Below are 3,099 nucleotides of genomic sequence, written 5' to 3'. Positions count from 1 at the left end.
TGCTGCGGGCCGTGCGCGGACGCGGCCAAGCACGTCCACGAGATTGCCGAGCACGCGCCGGGCTGTGACGAGCGGTGGGCGGAGCGGCGGCCGCGGGTGGAGCGGGCCCTCGCGGACGGCTCCTGGTAACGGTCCGTGTCCGGGGGTGGCGGGATTCCCGGGGCGGGCAACCACACAGTGTGATTGCCCGCCCCGGGTGGTGGAACGCAGCGGCCGCGGGGGCGTCCGGTTGGTGACACTTCCGTCGTATGCGCCACATGCACCACTTCGTCTTGGGTCGAATGGACGATGTGACACCACGGCGAGCCCGTCTCTACCGGGCCCTCTTCTGGTCGACCAGCGTGATCGTCATCACCGTCATCGCCACCGCGACCCTCCAACTCCTCGCCCCGGACCCGCCAGAACAGTGGGCGCCCATCCTCGATTGGCTACCCGACTACCTGGTGCCCGAATACTCCACAGCGGACCTCCCGCCTGTGGTCCTCACGATCCTCGCGGCCGCTGCCGTCCTCGTCGGCATCAGCCGGTGGATCGTGGGCAAGCTCCGGCACCGCGCACGCCGGCTGCCGCCTCTCACCCCAGAGGAGATCGAGTCCCTCTCGCCCAAGGAGCACTTCGACGCGGTCATCGCCGAACGCGGGACGCGCCTCCAGCGGACAAGCACCTGGGGTGTCGTCTTCGGGTTGTTGTTCACCGCGGGCAGCTTGGTCTACACCGCCAGGTCACTGGAGACCTCGCAGGAAGGGCAGATCACCGACCGGTACACCAAGGCGGTGGAACAGCTCAGCTCCAAAACGATCGATGTCCGGCTGGGCGCGATTTACGCGCTGCAACGCCTCGCGCAGGACTCCGAACGCGACCGTAGAACGATCGTCAACGTCATGGCCGCGTACGTGCGGGAGCACGACCCCAAGCCGAAGGCCAAGCGCCCCCTACGTCCAAAGACTGACGTGCAGGCGGCCTTGACCGTGCTTGGCACTGTCTACTTGAGGCCGGGCGAAGCGCTCACCGCCAGGAACGCTTGCTACTGCGATCTGGCGGAAGTCCGTATTCCGCATGCGGATCTATACGGACTGAACTTCCGCCAGGCAGACCTGCGCGAGGCGGACCTGAGCAGGGTGGACCTGCGCTGGGCGGGCCTGAGCGGGGCGGACCTGCGCGAGGCGTTCCTGAGCAGGGCGGGCCTGCGCAGGGCGGACCTGAGCGAGGCGGACCTGCGCAGGGCGGTCCTGCGCGGGGCTGACCTGAGCGGGGCGGGCCTGCGCGGGGCTGACCTGAGCGAGGCGGACCTGCGCTTGGCGGTCCTGCGCGGGGCGGTCCTGAGCGGGACGATCCTGCGCGGGGCTGACCTGAGCGAGGCGGACCTGCGCGGGGCTGACCTGAGCGAGGCGGACCTGCGCGGGACGATCCTGCGCGGGACGATCCTGCGCGAGGCGAACCTGAACGGGGCGGACCTGAGCGGCGCGAACCTGAGTAAGGCGGACCTGAGCGAGGAGGACCTGAGCGGCGCGAAGACGGATGACAAGACCCAGCTTCCCCCCGGTGTGCATGTGACGTAAGCGGCGGTTTCCGTCAGCATGCCGGGCATGGCCGCCGCAATGTACGACCTGGTGATCGAGCAGGGCACCGACTACGAACGCACGTTCACCCTCACCCAGCAGACCACCGGCAGGCCGCCGCTCGACCTCACCGGCAGCACGCTCCGAGCGCAGATCCGGCCCAACAAGGGCTTTGCCGCAGGACGACCGGCCGAGCCCGTTCACCCGCGACGAGCAGCCGTTCGAGTCGTGGGAGGAGCTGCGGGACAACGCCGACCAGTTCGACGACGACCTGAACGTGGTCATCTGGTGGGACTGGTACCCGCCCAGCGACGGCAGCCCCACGGACACGCTGATCCTGTACGTGGCCATGGGCGGCCAAGAGCGCGTCTACCCGTGGAGCGCGCCCGTCACCCGCGGCCAGGAGCCCGAGATCCGGGCGTGGCTGCAACACCGTCTGCGCCGCCTGCTCGGCTACTGGCAGATCATCCCAATCCCGCAGGAAGGACCCGCATGACGCCCGCAGAGGCAGCCGCCCGGCTCGGCATCCCCACCGACGACTATCTCGCGTTCGAGCTGCTGGTGGACCGGATGCGCACGCCGAACGCGGAACAGGAGGAACTGGCCCGGCTGCGTGGCGCGCTGGAGCGCGTCAACGAGGAACTACGCAAGGCGGGGATCGAGTACCCGCTCGGCGCGGCCGGGGTGCGGGACCTGCGCGGGTTCGTGGCACGGGCGGAAGCCCTGGCGCAAGACCAGCTCGACACGTTGGAGGCGAAAGCGGCCGTGGCCACCCAGGAGCAGGCCGCGATCAACCAGGCGCTACAGGCGGCCGGTGTCGGCTTCCCCGGCCTGGAGGGCGTGCAGGCGCTGGCCGGCCTGTACAGCGACGCGCTCGCCCGCTACGCACACGTGATGGAGGGACGATGACCACCCGCGCAGACGCGCGCGCCCAGCTCGCCAAGCAGGTCGAACGGCTGGAGGCCGCGTACGAGACCGCCTGCGAAAGGCTGGTCGAGGACACCATCCTCAGGCGCCGACCGCGTACGGCTCCGGAGGAAGAACGCGATAGCGGCGGCCGGTTCGTGCTGCTCGATGCGCTGACCGCGCTCGTCAACGCCCGCGCGGTGCTCGCCCAGCAGCCGCAGGAGTCTGGAGACGGCGGACGATGATCGACCCGATCATGCATGACCTGACCCAGCGCCGCCATGACCTTGGGCTCACTCAGGAAGAGGTGGCTCACCGGATAGGTGTTGATCGCGTCACCGTCGCCCGTTGGGAGAACGGCAAGTACAGTCCACGTCTTTCCGACCTGCGCCGATACGCGTTCACGCTCCGCGCTGGCCTGGAACTCAAGGCGGATCAGGTGGTAGACCGACAAGGGGAGAGCATGGTTGAGGGAACGTCGGTGAACGAGGAAGCGGCCCGGGTCGTGGCGGAAGACGCGGCCCGTAACCAGCGGGTGCTGCTCAGGCTGTACGGGGTGGTGCTCGACGGGCACCGCTTCCGGGCGTGCCGTAAGCCGGACTGCGGCCGGGTGGTGCCGGAGGGGGCGGAGCAC

At 69.4% G+C, this 3,099-nt stretch carries 5 protein-coding genes; all 5 read left to right on the top strand.

The features are described from left to right. The first annotated feature begins 257 nt into the window (after positions 1-257). Positions 258-1,559, top strand: coding sequence for a pentapeptide repeat-containing protein (locus MF672_RS51750; RefSeq protein WP_302893442.1), 1,302 nt, complete (start codon positions 258-260; stop codon positions 1,557-1,559). 172 nt (positions 1,560-1,731) lie between these two features. Beyond that, entirely contained in the window at positions 1,732-2,055 is a 324-nt protein-coding gene (locus MF672_RS51075) for a hypothetical protein (protein WP_247815867.1), read from the top strand. Further along, on the top strand, positions 2,052-2,468 hold the full coding sequence (locus MF672_RS51070; RefSeq protein ID WP_242372986.1) for a hypothetical protein: 417 nt from the start codon (positions 2,052-2,054) through the stop codon (positions 2,466-2,468). The genes MF672_RS51075 and MF672_RS51070 overlap by 4 nt, the downstream gene beginning before the upstream one ends. Further along, complete coding sequence (locus MF672_RS51065) at positions 2,465-2,710, top strand: hypothetical protein (protein WP_242372988.1); 246 nt, start codon at positions 2,465-2,467, stop codon at positions 2,708-2,710. Before MF672_RS51070 ends, MF672_RS51065 begins: the two co-directional genes overlap by 4 nt. Beyond that, the coding region (locus MF672_RS51060) for a helix-turn-helix transcriptional regulator (RefSeq protein WP_247815866.1) at positions 2,707-3,099 on the top strand (393 nt) is incomplete at its 3' end. The genes MF672_RS51065 and MF672_RS51060, both read left to right, overlap by 4 nt.

The organism is Actinomadura luzonensis, from assembly GCF_022664455.2.
GTDB lineage: Bacteria > Actinomycetota > Actinomycetes > Streptosporangiales > Streptosporangiaceae > Nonomuraea > Nonomuraea luzonensis.
This window is presented reverse-complemented; position numbering and strand designations above follow the sequence as displayed.